Annotated in this window: 14 protein-coding genes and 2 pseudogenes; 11 read left to right on the plus strand and 5 right to left on the minus strand. The window is 44.3% G+C overall.

Features of this window, described 5'->3' with window-relative positions:
* Nucleotides 1–25: 25 nt before the first annotated feature.
* The 7 genes from L1D11_RS13695 (at nucleotide 26) to L1D11_RS13725 (ending at nucleotide 6,085) form a co-directional block, all read left to right on the plus strand.
* Nucleotides 26–709, plus strand: coding sequence for a DUF3334 family protein (locus L1D11_RS13695; protein ID WP_128160185.1), 684 nt, complete (start codon nucleotides 26–28; stop codon nucleotides 707–709).
* A 197-nt stretch (nucleotides 710–906) separates the two neighbouring features.
* Complete coding sequence (locus L1D11_RS13700; RefSeq protein ID WP_061032746.1) at nucleotides 907–1,596, plus strand: DUF2786 domain-containing protein; 690 nt, start codon at nucleotides 907–909, stop codon at nucleotides 1,594–1,596.
* A gap of 132 nt (nucleotides 1,597–1,728) precedes the next feature.
* The gene (locus L1D11_RS13705) at nucleotides 1,729–2,385 is read left to right on the plus strand and encodes an OmpA family protein (protein ID WP_239834042.1); all 657 of its coding nucleotides are present in this window, start codon (nucleotides 1,729–1,731) and stop codon (nucleotides 2,383–2,385) included.
* A 154-nt stretch (nucleotides 2,386–2,539) separates the two neighbouring features.
* Nucleotides 2,540–3,628: a J domain-containing protein gene (locus tag L1D11_RS13710; RefSeq protein ID WP_239834041.1), complete on the plus strand. Its 1,089-nt coding sequence runs from the start codon at nucleotides 2,540–2,542 to the stop codon at nucleotides 3,626–3,628.
* 165 nt (nucleotides 3,629–3,793) lie between these two features.
* Nucleotides 3,794–3,982: a hypothetical protein gene (locus L1D11_RS13715; RefSeq protein WP_004738475.1), complete on the plus strand. Its 189-nt coding sequence runs from the start codon at nucleotides 3,794–3,796 to the stop codon at nucleotides 3,980–3,982.
* Nucleotides 3,983–4,336: 354 nt separating this feature from the next.
* Nucleotides 4,337–4,744: a SulA-like leucine-rich domain-containing protein gene (locus L1D11_RS13720; protein ID WP_004738476.1), complete on the plus strand. Its 408-nt coding sequence runs from the start codon at nucleotides 4,337–4,339 to the stop codon at nucleotides 4,742–4,744.
* A 237-nt stretch (nucleotides 4,745–4,981) separates the two neighbouring features.
* Entirely contained in the window at nucleotides 4,982–6,085 is a 1,104-nt protein-coding gene (locus L1D11_RS13725; RefSeq protein ID WP_239834797.1) for a phosphoribosylaminoimidazolesuccinocarboxamide synthase, read from the plus strand.
* Nucleotides 6,086–6,196: 111 nt separating this feature from the next.
* On the opposite strand, the gene L1D11_RS13730 is transcribed toward L1D11_RS13725, so the two are convergent.
* Nucleotides 6,197–6,574, minus strand: coding sequence for a hypothetical protein (locus L1D11_RS13730; protein WP_004738481.1), 378 nt, complete (start codon nucleotides 6,572–6,574; stop codon nucleotides 6,197–6,199).
* Nucleotides 6,575–6,777: 203 nt separating this feature from the next.
* The gene (locus L1D11_RS13735) at nucleotides 6,778–9,174 is read right to left on the minus strand and encodes a helicase-related protein (RefSeq protein ID WP_239833911.1); all 2,397 of its coding nucleotides are present in this window, start codon (nucleotides 9,172–9,174) and stop codon (nucleotides 6,778–6,780) included.
* Between the two features lie 184 nt (nucleotides 9,175–9,358).
* Here L1D11_RS13735 and L1D11_RS13740 point away from each other — a divergent pair, with 184 nt between their 5' ends.
* The 3 genes from L1D11_RS13740 to L1D11_RS13750 all read left to right on the plus strand — a co-directional run bounded on the left by L1D11_RS13740 (nucleotide 9,359) and on the right by L1D11_RS13750 (nucleotide 13,530).
* Nucleotides 9,359–11,047, plus strand: a complete 1,689-nt coding sequence (locus L1D11_RS13740; RefSeq protein ID WP_239833912.1) for an NAD-dependent malic enzyme — start codon at nucleotides 9,359–9,361, stop codon at nucleotides 11,045–11,047.
* Between the two features lie 160 nt (nucleotides 11,048–11,207).
* Nucleotides 11,208–11,960 (plus strand): ElyC/SanA/YdcF family protein, encoded by a 753-nt coding sequence (locus L1D11_RS13745; protein ID WP_239833913.1) that lies wholly within the window; start codon nucleotides 11,208–11,210, stop codon nucleotides 11,958–11,960.
* A 199-nt stretch (nucleotides 11,961–12,159) separates the two neighbouring features.
* The gene (locus L1D11_RS13750) at nucleotides 12,160–13,530 is read left to right on the plus strand and encodes a DASS family sodium-coupled anion symporter (protein WP_239833914.1); all 1,371 of its coding nucleotides are present in this window, start codon (nucleotides 12,160–12,162) and stop codon (nucleotides 13,528–13,530) included.
* 246 nt (nucleotides 13,531–13,776) lie between these two features.
* On the opposite strand, the pseudogene L1D11_RS13755 reads toward L1D11_RS13750, so the two are convergent.
* Together L1D11_RS13755 and L1D11_RS13760 are read right to left on the minus strand one after the other, a co-directional pair.
* Nucleotides 13,777–14,122: pseudogene (locus L1D11_RS13755) on the minus strand (GlpM family protein).
* A gap of 123 nt (nucleotides 14,123–14,245) precedes the next feature.
* Nucleotides 14,246–15,526 (minus strand): GGDEF domain-containing protein, encoded by a 1,281-nt coding sequence (locus tag L1D11_RS13760; protein ID WP_239862569.1) that lies wholly within the window; start codon nucleotides 15,524–15,526, stop codon nucleotides 14,246–14,248.
* 302 nt (nucleotides 15,527–15,828) lie between these two features.
* Between L1D11_RS13760 and L1D11_RS13765 the strand changes: the two genes are divergently transcribed.
* The gene (locus L1D11_RS13765) at nucleotides 15,829–16,653 is read left to right on the plus strand and encodes a DUF2797 domain-containing protein (RefSeq protein WP_239862571.1); all 825 of its coding nucleotides are present in this window, start codon (nucleotides 15,829–15,831) and stop codon (nucleotides 16,651–16,653) included.
* A 109-nt stretch (nucleotides 16,654–16,762) separates the two neighbouring features.
* Here the strand turns inward: L1D11_RS13765 and L1D11_RS13770 are convergent.
* Nucleotides 16,763–17,119, minus strand: a pseudogene (locus tag L1D11_RS13770) (GGDEF domain-containing protein); the annotation flags it as partial.
* Nucleotides 17,120–17,133 lie beyond the last annotated feature (14 nt).

The raw sequence follows: 17,133 nt of genomic DNA on the forward strand, positions 1-17,133 counted from the left end.
AAGACATCTCCACGAGCACATCACAATGAAAAAAAATAAAACAGTCACCACAGAAGACATTCTTCTTAAGCTTTGCCAATCAGTTTCAAGCGTACTTACTTCAGCGACGGCTTCTCAGGTGTCCTATTCAGCTATGGTGCAGAAGATCAACAAGACAAGCCTAAAGCCAGATTTTGGTTGTTTTGTTCTTTTTGACGGCGGCTTTTCTGGCCTTGTTGTCATTAATTTTACGTCGAAAGCCGCATTAGAGATCTACACCAATTACATGCGCAATATGGGTATGCCTGAAAATGAATTAGCTGTGCTGCATACATCTGATGAAGTGGGTGACGTATTAGGTGAACTAATGAACCAGCTAGTTGGTGATTTCACGAATAAGATCCGCAAAGAACTGCAAACCAACATCACACAAAACCAACCGAAGATGCTGGCACTGAACAAGCAAGTAAACCTATCTGTTGATACTAACCTTGATCGCCCGCAGGCTCGTCGTGTGACCTTCTCAACTGAAAACAACAATATCTTCTACCTTGAGTTGGCTATGGATAAAACAGAGTTTATCCAACTAGAAGAGTTTGAGATTGCAGAAGACGAGTGCCCGGATAGCATTCTTGAAGCAACTCAGAAAAAGATGCAGGAAGGCAATAAACCAGCACAAAGCTCAGGCAACGATTCAGCAGCAGATCTGCTTGATGAACTGGGTATCTAGTTTGCGAATCTAAAAAATCGTGTCACGAACGCCATCTATCTTCTTGATGGCGTTTTTGTTTATGTTCCAAAGTCCGTTTTGCTTAATTAAATGTTACGAACCCAAGTCGCCCACTGAGTGAGTTTTACTTTCTGTTACCCGCCAAAACATGTAAAATGTCGGACTTTTAAAAATTTGCGGTAATGATTAAGTAGTCGATGGATAAGAAAAAAGCCCTAAAGAAAATAGCTAAGTGTCTTGAGCTTGGTAATTCTGCTAACGTCAACGAAGCTGCCAATGCAATCAAAATGGCGCATAACTTGATGCTGAAATATGGTCTGGAGAAAGACGATATTGAATTTATCAAGATGGGCAAGACTCAATCCACGCACCTGTTACCCGCAAATATCAGCTCAACACTGCTTCGTGTCATTCGTGGTATTAATACTAAGTTCGGCGTAGAAGCTGTACTGCTCAACCACAAAGGCCTTAAACGCGTAGAATTCATTGGTGAAGCCGATCGTGCCATCTTTGCAGCCTTTGCTTTCGATATCATCTACCGTGAACTCAATGAGCATACAGGCCAATTCCGTAACAGCTTTGCGGGGTCTGGTACGGGTACATTAGAAGTAACCCGTCGCGTAAATTCATTTGTATCAGGTTGGGTTGAAGGCGCACTTGAGAAGCTACCGACGATCACACCAGACGACGAATCGAACAACAAAATCAATAACTACATCGATAAAGAGTTCAAAAATATCGACCGCGAAACCTTCAAACAACAACTTAAAGAGGCGATGAAAAACCTCACTGCTGATTACGAGGTTGGTTTGAAGAAAGGTCGTAAATTGTCTGTTAATCGACCAGTTGCCGGTGCACAGGCACCTAAAAAGATATCTAAATCATAGAGCTTCTTTACATTGCTTCAGCGTATTGATAAAAACCATCAATAGGACCTATAGGACCTATAGGACTATATGTTTGTCATTCGTAATCCATACGTTTAACAGAAGTACATGATAGAGAAAATACGTTGAAAAATCATACTAGCCCTAGCGCTTACTGTCGCACTTACGGGTTGTCAGGCAACTCAACGCCAAAACGCGACAACTGGCGAATCTGAGACTAACTCTGCAACTCAAGGCGCTCTAATTGGTGCTCTCGCTGGTGCCGTTGCTGGTGCTGCAACTGGTGACAACTCAAAAGACCGTGGTAAACGTGCTCTTATTGGAGCAGCAGGTGGTGCCGCTGTTGGTGGTGGTATTGGTTACTACTTTGACCGCCAAGAAGCAGCCCTTCGCGAAGAGCTAATGGATTCAGGCGTTCAAGTTGAACGTGTCGGTGAGAACCAACTTCTACTTCGTCTAGAAAACGGCATTGGTTTTGACTCTGGTTCTTACGCGCTTGAATCAAGCATTCACAACACGCTTCGTGGTGTTGCTCGTATCCTAGTTGAATACCCAGACACTAGCCTAGTGATCGAAGGTCACACTGACAGCACAGGCAGTGAGTCGACTAACCAAATCCTTTCTGAGCGCCGTGCTGAATCTGTTCGTGCATTCCTAATCTCTAATGTTGCAGCAGGCCGTGCCATTGCTCGTGGTAACGGTGAGCGTTACCCACTATGTGACAACAACACATCTCAAGGCCGTGCTTGTAACCGCCGCGTAGAGATTCAAATCGTGCCACTTAAGTAGCACGATTAAAGCCCAGCCTCCTTTATCTATTGAAATAACCGCTATATAGTGGCTTGTCTGTCGTATGGCTGATTCAACGCTGTACGACTTTACTATTCACTACATAGCGTCTTGATACTGATATCGGCACTGGGCTTTTTACGAGATTTTTCTTTTGCTTATCCTATCCAATTTTCGATCACCATTGCCCCTGAGAATTCTGCTTCTAGCCCTTGTTTTATTGCTTCCCTACCTCGCCCACGCGGCAAATAAAAGTGAAGAAAGTAACGCAGCAGATTCATCACCTAAAGATTCAGCATCACAATACCAATTAGCACATGCGTATGAATTAGGGATTGGCGTCCCTCAGAACATCGATGATGCATTCTATTGGTATTCACAATCTGCGGAAAACGGCAATGTGAATGCACAGTTTAGATTGGCTGAACTTTACTTAGCAGGAACGGATGGAAAACCCGACAACAAATTGGCCTTGGAATGGTTTATCAAAGCCGCATTGCAAGGGAACAAGCGAGCGACAGTAGAAATCGCCAAGCTCTACGAATCTTCATCAGAACGTGAGCTACTCAGCCCGCTAGACGCGGCACAACTTTGGTATGAAGCGGCATTACCAAACAACCCAGACGCAGAAGATGGCTACAACCGTGTTCTTGAAGCACAGTTCAATCAGCAACGCGCAAAACAGATCTCTTCAATCGAGCAGCTCAACGAGGGTATCGGTTCTGAAATAGACAACAGTCAGGGGTTGCCTCAGCAAATGCAATCTGACCAAGTGCAATCTAACCTCTCCAGTTCTAACCTCTTCAGCTCTAACCTAAGTGGCTCTGACTATATGATTGGTGCGGCATTGGTGTTACTCATTGTTATCGTGAGTATCGGCGCGACTCTGGTGCTCTCGCGAAAAAGAGAGATTCTGAAATCGAGTGACTTGGGAACACAGAAGCAGGCACTCGAAGCGCAACTGAGCGAAAAGAACCGCACCATTAAGCAGCAAAAGCGTCAATTGCAGACCATGTTCAACGAATTGAAGAAACAAAAAGGCGAAAAAAGTTCGAACAATTTACAGCTAGCCTGTGCGCTATTTGGCTACACGCCGAGCTCTATTCCTAATCAGAAAAGTATTAAGGTTAGATATAAGCAACTATCAAAAATTTATCACCCTGATGGTCAAGGATGTGATGAAGAAATGAAACGTTTGAACAGCGCGCTAAAAACCATCTTACAAAGTGTTACGAAATCGTAAACAATTACACACCTTTATCTTTCCATCTCACAGAGATATCGATTTTATTGGTGTTGCAATCGATCACCTTCTCAAAAACGAGTAACAAACTATTAACTAATAGGTCTCTGTTGTGTCATAATTTGCGCCGAAAATACACCTGACTTAAACAGGTGAGGAGAGAATATGTTCACAATAGAAGGCGTTTGTGATTGGTGCAAAAAGCCAAGCCTAGTAAAAAAGCACGACTACCTAGATGGTAAGTGCCATCATGCATGTAAAGACTGCAATGATATCGCGACCATGGATGTTCGCCAGTTCAATATTGGTGAGATGGAAATGAGAGCAAAACTCTCCCAAGCAACACTGAGATAAGCTACACCGTTGAAATATAAGAAAGCGCCTTAGGCGCTTTTTTTGTGTCCAGCGTTTATCTTCTTATCTTCTTATCTTCTTATCTTCTTATCTTCTTATCTTCTATACAGGTGTATACAGTGGTTTTTACAGAAAACTACTGTATACATCTGTATAAAGCTCACATTTTTTTCCATTTCTGAGACAAAATAGCAAAATCATTCAAATTTAATTTATCTAATAATTTCAATATCTTAATTACCAAAATCTCATTTCAACATAAGAAATCGTCCAATAATCCCGCAAAAAACGCTTGATCTTATAAGCAACTAAAACTACTGTATACACATACAGCATGTATATAAGGACAGCAAAATGATTCAAGCACACGTTAAAGCACAACACTCTAGCCCGCTAATTCACGGCGCATTTGCATCAGCTTCTCGCTCAGCTCATCATTCATCTGATGAAGCGTTATTTGCAAAAATGGCGTTGCTGTCCAATCAACATCAATGGCTACTATTTACGGCTCAAACACCACGACCATCTGCTAAGCAACTGCAGAAACATAACGTATGCTGCGACCGCGTTATTCATATGAAAGCTTCTCACCAAATGACCGAAGCTGAAACAGTAGAGAAAGCGATCCGTTCTAAGAATGCGAGTGCGATCGTTGCTAGCGCGTCAATTGATCAATTTAGCCAACAATACTTAAGAACATTAGGTATGCGTTTCCAGTGTGAAGTTTTCTTCATGGATGCCAACTCAGAGCGCATTCACTAAGCAACATCGCTCAACTAGATAGCTCAATAATATAGTCCAAATATACTGCCTTCCCCTGCCCTACGATTCGCCTTAAATTTGGTGGATAGTTAGGCAGGGGTTTTTATTTGATTAGCAGATTTAGCAAACGTTTGCTTTTTCTCTGGAAGCAAACGTTAGATTGGGTATAATGCCCGTCTAATCATGTGCACATTGCACTTCTCTGTATGACGTTTGATAAAAGATAGGAATGTCTAAATGAGCCTCGCTGATCAAGTTCTTGCCGTAAATGATGACCTCCCAATCCGCACTGATAAACCTGTCCACAGTGGCAAGGTTCGTTCGGTTTACTGGTTAACTGAAGAAGATAGCCAACGACTAATTAAAGAGAAAGGCTACGACGTAGCACCTGATGCTCCTTTAGCTATCATGGTGATCAGTGACCGTATCTCTGCATTTGACTGTATCTGGCGTGGTGAAGGCAACCTAAAAGGTGTTCCAGGTAAAGGCGCAGCGCTCAATGCTATTTCTAACCATTGGTTCAAGCTTTTTAAAGACAACGGTCTTGCTGACAGCCACATTCTTGATATCCCTCACCCATTCGTATGGATTGTACAAAAAGCTCGCCCAGTAATGATTGAAGCTATTTGTCGTCAATACATCACAGGTTCTATGTGGCGCGCGTACGCAAATGGTGAGCGTGAATTCTGTGGTATCGAAATGCCAGAAGGTCTAGAGAAAGATAAGAAACTACCGGAGCTACTTATCACTCCTTCGACTAAAGGTATTTTGAAAGGCATTCCTGGTGTACCAGAAGCGGACGATGTAAACATCACGCGTCAGAACATCCAAGATAACTTTGCAGCATTTAACTTCTCACAAGAGAGCGATATCGCGCACTACGAGAAGCTATTGAAAGAAGGCTTTAACGTCATCAGTGACGCACTAGAAAAAGTCGATCAAACCTTCGTTGATACTAAGTTTGAGTTTGGCTACGTGAACGATGCACAAGGTAAAGAGAAGCTGATCTACATGGACGAAGTGGGCACACCTGACTCATCTCGTATCTGGGATACAGAGCAATACAACAATGGCAACATCGTTGAAAACTCAAAAGAAGGCTTCCGTCAGTTCCTACTTAACTACTTCCCTGACGCTGATATTCTACTGAACAAAGAGCGTATGCCAGAGCGTGAAGCACTAGCGCGTGACAATGAATTACCATTGGATGCACTGATGTCTCTTTCTCGCACTTACCTTGATATCGCAGCAAAGATTACTGGCGCTGAGATTGTACTGAGCGAAAACCCTAAACAAGAGATCATCGACGTATTGCGTGTTGACTACGGGCTAATCGATTAATCATCTTGTCGATTTAAACACCGTTACGATACAAAAAGGGCCTCAACATTGAGGCCCTTTTTACATGTAGTTTTCAGTCTTGTTTGAGCATCGCTCTCACTGGTGCAAGGCTTACAGTCGAATAGTAAACTCTTCTCCAGTATTACCTGCAATCACTAAATGACTACGCGATTCGATGTACTCAATCTGCTCTTCTTCAAGAGAATATGGCATCACTACTTTGAGCTCATTGATACCTTCTAATTTGGCAAGCTTAAGCAAAGTAACGATGTTCGATTCATCACTTTTACGTGTAGACATCGATTTTAGTGCCATTTGCCATAAGCGATCTTCTGGGCTTGCTAGCTCTTTGATGCTGTCTCGCCAAACGGTACTGAACACTGGAGCGATTGTGGTAAGTGCTTCCAGAAAAGTCCATTTTTTACTGCACGAGGCGCCAAGAAAAGTTGTGTAATCAAACTCTACACGCGTCTCTTTCTGATTATCCATGATGTCCCCCGACACTTTGGCAACACAATATACTCAATATCTATCAACTCTTTCTTTATAGCAATAGGATATAGAAGAATGGTCTTTTATGACCTTTTGATTGGTTAAAATGGCATATAAAAATCAAATTTGTAACATAATCACCACTGAAAAATCATATATGCGCCTATTTGATTAATATTTTGAAGATAAAACTTATCTATCTATTTTATATCAATAATTCGGCTCGCCTTTTTGTACTGAATACGCCAGCCAGACCAAGTCGGTAACTCCCATCGTTTCGGCGGTGATTTTCTACTACCCGACTGATAATGAACGTAAATCAGCTTTCTTCCCACAAGGTACTCAACCTCCAAGTTCAAGTCAGCAAGAGTAAGTGAGAACGGGTACTTTTCAGCGAACTCTGTGTATTGCCAACTAGGGATACCTTCAAAAGGAATGTCCGAAGCATCAAACATTTCAAGCTCACTGACATCAGTAACTCCTAGCACTTCAAGCTGCTCAATAAACCACGATTCAAAACTCAGTTGCTCGATATCGGAGGTAAACTTGGTTTGCTCATCCAGCCCAAGTTTGACGTACAGCTGCCAATGCTTGATCTCTCGAGTGCGAGCCTCAGCAAAACCAGGAAGCTGAGTACCAGTTACCACCAGATCCACGATGGGCTTTAAGGACAACTGACCTTCTGCAGCAACCTGTTTTGTCGTGATTGTGCGACCTGCGTACACCAAATCCATCTCGGTAAACACACCATCATCATTGACCACTGTTTCGCCCTGTTGCCATTCGCCAAGTTCCGCGTCAACCATCAGATCAATTGCAATCGGTGCAGTGGTCGTTGCGAGAGTCAGTGTCTGCTTAACTCCTCGCCCGGGAAGGCTGTGTGTATCAAACACCAACATAGCCTGCGCATTATCAGGAAAGCGATTTTGTCGACCAAGCACCACCTCTAGTGACCCGTTAGCAAATGCCTCTCTTCTTTTTAAACGGCGCACAAACACCAACTCAGGATGCAACTTAATAATGGTTTCAAGCAGGGCCGTTCGTTGATAACGAGAGGCAACTTCCAACTGAGGAAGCTCAAACACTTCACGCATTTGCTCGGCAAGCCCTTGTGCTTCCGCCAAAGCTTGTTGGTCGATTTCAAGGTGCGGATAATCGCGACCACGCACAATCTGAATCAACAAGGTTAAATCACAGCCCTCTTTTTCTTGCTGAGCGAGCGCTTCCAAATGTTCAACATTATTGGGTAACTGATATAAACGAGCAGGGACAGACAATGCAGCCGTTAGATCGACCATCGCCTCTTTCAATGCTTTGGTTTTAATGCGGGTAACAATGTCGGCATACAAAGCATCAATCGGCAGCGGGTAAAGCTTTTTGCCATGCTCGGTAACTTGATGATCGTCGTCAATCGCTTTCATCGTCAGCAAAGTGTGTGTTGCGCTGTGTAGCGATTTTTCTGGAATCGGGTCGAGGAAAGATAAACTCTCCAAAGTGAAACCACTGCATGCCGCCGCCAACATCGGCTCAGTCAGCTCTTCACGCTGCAATTCTGGTGGCGTGACTAGCTCTAATGCTGCATGTTCGCCATACAAACGAACGCAAACACCGTCCATTACCCTGCCCGCACGGCCTGCTCGCTGCTTGGCACTCGATCGAGATATGGATTTCAGCATCAAAGTGGTTCTGCCGTTACGCTGAACGGTTCTTCTCTCTAATCCTGAATCAATTACCACACCAATATCGGGAATGGTTAGCGAGGTTTCAGCCACGTTAGTCGCGAGAATGACCTTTCGTAAGCCTCTGCCATCGTTTCCATCGCCATCGTCGTTAGCCACATTGCGACCAGATAGCGCGAGATCTCGCTCCTTGTCACTCACGGAGGCATGCAATTTAATAACTTGCAGATCCGGATGTTTTGCCAGCGCTTGCTCACACTGCACAATCTCTTTCTTGCCTGGAAGGAAAACCAAGATATCGCCGTGAGATGCAATAAGTTGGTGCTTCACTTCTTCAGCGATGCGTTGCTCTAAATGTCGACTATCCGGCAAAGCTCTAGATTCATTTGCTCTGTACTCTATATCAACCTGATAAGTTCGCCCCTCACAACTGATCCTGTTCGCTTTTAGATAATCAGCGAGACGCTCCCCTTCGATGGTTGCCGATGTGATGACCAAACGATGGCTCGCCTTCTGTTTGAGGATCGCCACCAGCAAGTCGATGTCCCAACGCCTTTCGTGAAATTCATCCACCACAATCACATCAAAACCGGCTAGCCCATCTTCTGCTAACCAACGTAAAGCAATGCCGGGCGTAACAAACACTACATCAGTCTGCTCGTTGTATTGCGCTTCAAGCTTGATGGCGTAACCCACTTTACAGCCCAACTTCTCGCCCGATTCTTTCGCTAGAAACTTAGCTAACGATGTACAAGCGATCCTTCTTGGTTCCACCACCAGCACACGCCCATGTTGATATGCCCAAATTGGCAAGCGCGTTGATTTACCCGAACCGGTTTCAGCTTCGACAACAAGGTGAGAATCGGCGATCAGTTGATGGAAAGTACTTTGATAGCTATCGATGGGAAGTTGAGACATAAAAAGAGAGAGCCGCGAAAAAATGTGAGCAAAGTATAACGAATTATGACGTTAGAATTCGATAACTGTGGGATAGGAGAAAGAATATCATTTTGTTTGCCCAGATCGGGGAGAAAGTATTTACAATTGAATAACTAAACCGTTATCATTTTTCAGTTACCCTTTCTCCCATATTAGGCATCCAATGAACAACGATAAACGCCCTCTATATATCCCTTATGCTGGTCCTGCTCTACTAAGTACACCCCTTCTAAACAAAGGCAGCGCATTCACTGCTGAAGAGCGTAGCTCTTTTAACCTTGAAGGTTTGTTGCCGGAAACAACGGAAACAATCCAAGAGCAAGTTGGACGTGCATATAAACAATATTGTAACTTCGAAAGTGATATGGATAAGCATATCTACCTTCGTAACATCCAAGACACTAATGAAACGCTTTTTTATCGTTTAGTTCAAAACCACATCTCTGAAATGATGCCTATCATTTACACGCCAACGGTTGGCGCAGCATGTGAGAACTTCTCAAATATCTACCGTCGTGGTCGTGGTCTGTTTATCTCTTACCCGAACCGCGATCGTATCGATGATCTACTGAATAATGCGACAAACCACAATGTTAAAGTTATCGTGGTTACGGACGGTGAGCGCATTCTTGGTTTGGGAGACCAAGGTATCGGTGGCATGGGTATTCCAATCGGTAAACTAGCACTTTACACAGCTTGTGGCGGCATCAGCCCAGCATACATGCTACCAATCGTGCTAGATGTGGGTACAAACAACCCTCAACGTCTTGCTGACCCAATGTACATGGGTTGGCGTCATCCTCGTATCACAGGTGCTGATTACGATGCATTCGTTGAAGAGTTCATTCAAGCGGTTCAACGTCGTTGGCCTGATGCTCTAGTTCAGTTCGAAGATTTCGCACAAAAGAACGCAATGCCACTGCTTGAGCGCTACAAAGATCGCATCTGTTGTTTCAACGATGACATCCAGGGAACAGCAGCAGTAACCGTGGGTTCTCTACTTGCAGCATGTAAAGCAGCAAACAGCAAACTGTCAGATCAACGTATCACCTTCTTAGGTGCGGGTTCTGCAGGCTGTGGTATCGCGGAAGCTATCATTGCTCAAATGGTGTCTGAAGGTATCAGCGACGAGCAAGCTCGCTCTCAAGTTTACATGGTTGACCGTTGGGGCTTACTGCAGGAAGGCATGCAGAACCTGCTTGATTTCCAACAGCGCCTAGTTCAAACCAATGCGAACACTAAAGATTGGGAAAGCGATGGTACAGGTTTCTCTCTACTAGATGTTGTTCGTCACGCTAAACCAACAGTATTGGTTGGTGTATCTGGTGCGCCGGGTCTGTTCAGCAAAGAAGTTATCAAAGAGATGAACCTTCACTGCGAACGCCCTATCGTGTTCCCGCTATCGAACCCAACAAGCCGTGTTGAAGCAACACCAAACGACATCATTCGTTGGACTGATGGCCAAGCACTTGTTGCAACAGGTAGCCCATTTGAGCCAGTGGTTCACAACGGCACAACTTACCCAATCGCTCAGTGTAACAACAGCTACATCTTCCCGGGTATTGGCCTTGGTGTGCTAGCTGTGAACGCTTCACGCATCACTGACGAAATGCTAATGGAATCGAGCCGTGCACTTGCAACGTGTTCTCCACTAGCAATCAATGGTTCTGGCGCTCTACTTCCACCACTGGAAGAGATCCACACTGTATCTAAGAAGATTGCTTTTGCTGTGGGTAAAAAAGCGATTGAACAAGGTGTTGCACTAGAGATCACTGAAGAAGCTCTACAACAAGCGATTGATCAGCACTTCTGGCAGCCGGTTTACCGTCGCTACAAGCGTACTGCATTCTAATAGAGCGTACTTGTTCTCAAATACCACTCTTACAAGAGCCCCTGCATTGCAGGGGCTTTTTTCTTTACACTGACTTGTCTTTTTAACTGATTTTTCTCATTTTTATTTGGTATTATCGAGCACTCAAAAATTAATGCTCAGTCAAAGGACCATACCGAGAGTGAAATTTGATTCTCACATTATCCGTAGCTACCTAAAAACAGCTTACAAAAAACTGCAAGGTTTTCTGTTTGGCGCTTTCCTCGTGTTCTTAGTAGGCAGCGCTGCGGTTATTGCGATCGATTATTGGGTTTCATGGCAAGCGGAAGATCGCATCATCTACGATATTGATGAAGTGCCTGAGCTTGAGGTCGCCGTCGTACTGGGTACCAGCAAATACTTGGGTAGAACGCTCAACGACTATTACAAACACCGCATTGAAGCGGCCATTGAGCTGTTCGACCGTGAAAAAGTAGACCAATTTTTATTAAGTGGCGACAACGCTCACCGCTCTTACAATGAGCCGTGGACAATGAAACGCGACTTGTTAAAAGCTGGCGTTCCTGATGAGCGTATCAACCTCGACTACGCGGGCTTTAGAACTTTAGACTCGATTGTTCGTGCGAAGAAGATCTTCGATACCGACAACTTCCTGATCATCACTCAAAAATTCCACTGTGAACGAGCGCTATTCATCGCCAACTCATATGACATTCACGCGCAATGTTTAGCGGTTTCCGGGCCGACTCGCCACTCTGGAACATCAATACGTTTACGTGAAGTGTTTGCTCGCACCAAAGCCTTTCTAGACTTGTATATTATGGGTACAACACCGAAATTTCTTGGCCCGAAAGAGCCGATTCAGCCTAGCCCAAAACAAGAAACATCACCAATTCCAAGCCCTATTTCAACCCCTTCAGAAACCGATGTGTAGAAATCTACACATTTTGAATTTGTTGCCTCACATTTCCCTACTGTTATACAAAAACACACCAACGCCCCTTTATTAACTTAAGTAACATTCCCTCAACAAAGCCCAACCCTACATGAAGTCAACATTCCTCGAAAAACAATAAGCACGGCTCAATGAAGCAAGTGCACTAATAAACGAGGATAAACAAAAGGAGCGCCTTATGACGGCACTTGTTACTACACTGAAACACTGGTTGTTTACCCGCAACAGCATGATATTAATCGGTAATTTCACGCTATTCGTACTCTTGCTCAACACCCTTCCTTTCGAATCACAAGTCAATACTGGTTTGAGTATTCTCGTGTTCGTTGCTATTTTATGGTTAACAGAAGCTATTCACGTCAGCATCACCGCTTTGCTCGTTCCCCTATTGGCTGTCTTGTTTGGTGTATTCAACACGCCCGCAGCGCTGGCTAACTTTTCGAACCCAATCATCTTCCTATTCATGGGTGGCTTTGCCTTGGCAGCCGCACTGAACAAACAAGAGTTAGATAAAGCGATTGCTGACAAAGTGCTGTTGATTGCAAAAGGCAGAATGTCGGTCGCTGTGTTCATGTTGTTCGGTGTGAGTGCAGGTCTATCCATGTGGATTTCAAACACTGCCACCACTGCAATGATGCTTCCTCTGGTTCTTGGCATCATGAACAAAGTAGACCAAAGTGAAGACCGCAATACTTACGTGTTCGTGCTACTGGGCATCGCTTACTGTGCGTCTATCGGTGGTATCGCAACCCTAGTAGGTAGCCCACCGAACGCTATCGCTGCTGCGGAAGTTGGTCTTAGCTTCACTGAATGGATGGCACTTGGCCTACCAATATCGATGATTCTATTGCCAATCGCAATGTTGATTCTTTACGTGATGACTAAGCCAAAACTAAACCACAAGTTCGAGCTAGACCAAGCGCCAGTAGAGTGGACAAACAGCAAAAAAATCACACTGTCTATATTCCTACTTACCGTGACTCTGTGGATTTTCGGTAAGCCAATCAACGCAATGATCGGCGGTTTCTCTAAGTTCGATAGCTTGGTTGCGATTGGTGCAATCGTCCTGCTTGGCGCTTCTCGAGCGGTGGAATGGAAAGATGTTGAGAAGACAACCGACTGGGGTGTATTGATTCTATTCGGTGGTGGTATCTGTCTAAGTAACATCCTTAAAGCGACTGGCACCAGCGTATTCCTAGCACACTCACTAAGCGGATTTTTAGAAACAGCAGGCGTACTGCTTACGATTCTAGCCGTGGTAGCGTTCGTGGTATTCCTAACGGAATTTGCGAGTAACACAGCGAGTGCAGCACTGTTAGTACCAGTATTCGCAACCATTGCTGAAGCATTAGGTATGTCGCCAGTTATCCTGTCTGCATTAATCGCTGTCGCTGCATCTTGTGCCTTCATGTTACCTGTTGCAACACCACCAAACGCGATTGTATTTGGTTCTGGTCATATCAAGCAGAAAGAGATGATGCGAATTGGTATGGTTCTAAACCTAGTTTGTATCCTAGTGCTAACACTGTTCGCTTGGATCTTCTGGTAAGAAGTAAAGACTGATAAAGAGAACTGCATAAGCAAAAGCTCTGACTTAACTGGCTGCAGTTGCCCCGCTCAGCCAGTATAAAAATGCCCACTCAATGTGAAGCCATCATTTACTTGAGGTTATCACTAAGCGGGCATTTAAAAAGAATAATAAAACGATTTCCCTTTTTGGTGGCTCCTCGCCACCTTTTTTGTTTGGGTATTTACATCCCTATCACGTAATCATTCCCGTTCTAAAAGTCACTTATCACGCCACACTTGGCACAACACGCGTCCAACCGATCAGCAACAGAGAGGCGCACAGTACCCAGACCACTGTTGCCAGCAACAGAGTCGACACTAAGTTATAGCGATAGCTAAACACATATACCGCCCCTAAATAAGCCGCGTATGGCACCAGAGAAAACAGGCCAAACCATGGTAGTGCGCAGCTCTACCATGGTTTGCTCTGTGCCGACAATGTAATGAGCAATCAAGGCAAAGGTAGGAAAAAGAGGTACAAGCCCTGATATGTAAAACTCTTACTTTTTGACAACTGCAATCAACAAAACCGCTGCGGCACCAAGCAAACATTTAAAGAACAATGAGATCATTTCAATACGCTATCCAAACAAACCTACAAAAGCTTTAGAGAGTAAACTCATACAGCGCGCACAAAAACGCCACACGTCATATATGCACGTGTGGCTTATAAAGTAATCAAAACAATTTGTAGATTAGTGGCTCAAGATCACCTGATTGCGCCCTGAGTGTTTAGCTTGATAGAGCGCCTCGTCAGCGCGAGCGATTGTCTCTGTCACCCTCTCCTGCCTCATCTCAGCAATACCGATACTGCATGTCATCGGGTCACCATGAACCCATAAATGCTGACTCACCAAGAAGCGAATTCGTTCCGCCTTACTCTGGGCCTCACCCGCCTCAGTTTCAGGGCAGAAGACAATAAATTCCTCACCGCCCCAACGTACCAGCTTATCTGTAGGGCTGATTGCACTGCCGACCACCATGCTGAACTCTCGTAGGATATGGTCTCCCATTTGATGGCCGTACTTGTCATTCACACTCTTGAAGTAGTCGATATCGAGATACAGCATACTGAGTTTGACATGTTGCGACTGCATCTTCAACCAGTCACGAATCGCATGCCTGTTGAGAATTCCGGTCAACTCATCACGGTACGCCATTTCGGAGAACTCAAAATTCTGCTCTCTTAATGCTTGGTTGACGTTCTTAAGGTGATGATGTCTTTTCTCGGCAATCACCATACGTTTACGCGAGTTGTGTAACTCTGAAATTAAGAATACGGTGCCAGTGCCAACCCAAACAAACAGCAAGATTAGGAACAAGCTCTCGCCGGTGATGTAAGAGCCCTCAAATTCGATACTACGAATAACAATGCGATGATGCCCAAGTTTTGCGCCCGAGGCCGTCGCGAACTCTACCATGTTTACATTGGAGTACTCAGGAGCAGAGTGCTCTAGCGCAACGTCATTGTCCGCTAGCCACCATGTCATCACTTGCAGGTTTTTAATCGGTATTTCAATCACGCCCCCATCGACACCCGGCGAGAACTCCATACCATTGTACTTGTGCGTATACTCATTATCCGGAACCGAATACGCAGGGTTATAGTTTCTCAGGTAGGTTCGTAAACGACCGCTAGAATCCGCTTCCGCATGGTAATCAATGTTCACTCTAAAGGTGTGATACTGAGAAAGGTCAAGGCCAGTGGTTATATCTGGATCGATACGAATCGATAAACCGCAGTAAGGCCAAGGATACTCCGAAGCCTTCAACTCACAGTCGAGAACGTGTAACCCATTTTCATAGGATAATTGAGAGGTACTCGTCCCGCTGTCAACTTGATCGCTGGTCGCGATAAACTCATATTTATCTGGTGTAATTGCCGTTATCACACGATTTCCGCTCACACGGTAATACTGCACAATGGCAAGTGTTGCGATAACTAGAAAGATAACAATCTTATGGATCCACTTCACGTCTAAGCTTCCGGCTTATATCCCTATCTTTAGGGTTTCACGATATAAAATAAGTTATACAAATTAGTGATCTTAATTCCAACAATTCACTAAAAAAACGTTATATCACGCCTAAAAAAATGTCACACTATATTTTTGTGCTTGTATTTCATGCTGATTATTTACGTCGAGAATCAAGTAATATTGCGTATAAAAACAGGCGCCATTTGTTATACTCATCGCATAATCATCGTTAGCCGTACTGCCTGATTATAGGGTAAGCGAGCCGACGAAATAATAATCAAAATACAATGAGTAATGTCATGTCTTTATTAGCGAAAGGAACACTCAAGAAGATGAGCGCGTCCCTTGATGGCGCGGTAACCTACCGTTTGCCTGTAGGCGAAGAGTTTGTAGAGCTAAACCCTCTGATTGGTAAAACCATCAACCTGACTCACACTGGTAATATTTTTTGCTGCTCTTGTGGTAAGAAAACCAAGAAAAGCTACTCTCAAGGCCACTGCTTTGTATGTATGAAAAAGCTAGCAAGCTGCGACATGTGCATCATGAAGCCAGAGACTTGCCACTACGATGAAGGCACCTGTCGTGAGCCTGAATGGGGCGAAGCAAACTGCATGGTTGATCACTTCGTTTACCTGTCGAACACATCAAGCCTAAAAGTGGGAATTACTCGCCATACGCAGATCCCTACCCGTTGGATTGACCAAGGCGCAACGCAAGGCCTACCGATCCTTAAAGTTAAGACTCGCCAAATCTCTGGCCTGATTGAAGTTGAATTAGCAAAACACATTGCTGATAAGACCAACTGGCGCACACTGCTGAAAGGCGATGGCGACGACATGGAACTCGTAGAGAAAGCAAAAAAGCTGCTTCCACTGGTTGAAGATAAGATCCAAAAGATTAAAGCAAAATTCGGAGATGACGCTATCGAAGTATTGAGTGAGGACATCACTTCACTAAGCTACCCAGTTGAACAGCACCCAGTGAAGATTGTTTCGCATAACTTTGATAAGAATCCTGAAGTATCTGGCGTGCTGCAAGGCATTAAAGGCCAATACCTAATCCTAGATACGGGCGTAATTAATATCCGTAAATTTGGTTCTTACGAAGTTGAGGTTTCTGCTTAAACAGCAGAGCACCATTACAAGTGAGATACAAAAATGCCCTGATGCTTCTGCTTCAGGGCATTTTTATTTTAGATAGAACGCTCCGCTTTAAAAAAATAACGAGAAAAGGCTAGAGCGCGACCATATCTCCATCTACACAGTTTTTACCATTGGCTTTGGCGCGATAAAAAGATTGATCGGTGAGATTAACCAGAGCATCAATCGTCATGCCTTCTTCACACGCACGGCTATCGCTCACTCCAATACTGACACTCGAATTGAATCGAATCTGTTCATCAATTTTGAACTCAGCTTGATTAAACTGTTGGCGAATTTGTTCAGAGATTTTATATGGCATTTCTGCCGTTGCATTCGGAATGAAGACAATAAACTCTTCACCACCCCAGCGACCCGCGACGTCACCGAGCATGTGACCGTATGTATCATTAATCGATTTAGAATCATCAATATCGAGCAGCATACACACTTCAATGGCACATT

Source organism: Vibrio sp. Isolate32 (assembly GCF_022397955.1).
Taxonomy (GTDB): Bacteria; Pseudomonadota; Gammaproteobacteria; order Enterobacterales; family Vibrionaceae; genus Vibrio.